1 protein-coding gene is annotated in these 452 nt (G+C 72.3%); it reads left to right on the top strand.

Annotated elements, in window-relative coordinates:
• On the top strand, window positions 1-452 hold a 452-nt coding region (locus J0695_RS39405), incomplete at both ends, for a tetratricopeptide repeat protein (protein WP_206969654.1).

Raw genomic sequence — 452 nt, 5'->3', positions numbered from 1 at the left:
GCTCCCGGTCGAGCGTGGCGGCGGCGTACAGCGAGAAGGGGGACATGGAGCAGGCCGTCCCGCGATTCGAGGCATTGGCCGCCGACTTCGAGCGGGTACGGGGGCCGGAGCACCGGGAGACGCTCGTCGCGCGGGAGAACCTCGCCAACGCGTACAGGGTCGCGGGGGACTTCGGCCGGGCCGTCACCCTGTACGAGGCCACGCTCGCCGACTTCGAGCGCGTACTCGGCCGCGACGACCCCGACACGCTCGGCAGCCGCGAGAACCTCGCCCTGGCCGTGGTGTCCGCGAACGACCCGCGTGGGGTCTCCCTCTACGAGACCGCGCTGGTGGAGCGCGAGCGGGTGGACGGACCCGATCACCCCGACGCCCTTCTCAGCCGCCTCAACCTCGTGCACGCGTACGAACAGATCGAGGACATGGACCGGGCGCTCGCCGTCGCCGAGGCGGTG

Source organism: Streptomyces beijiangensis, assembly GCF_017315755.1.
In the GTDB taxonomy this organism is placed as follows: domain Bacteria; phylum Actinomycetota; class Actinomycetes; order Streptomycetales; family Streptomycetaceae; genus Streptomyces; species Streptomyces beijiangensis.
This window is presented reverse-complemented; position numbering and strand designations above follow the sequence as displayed.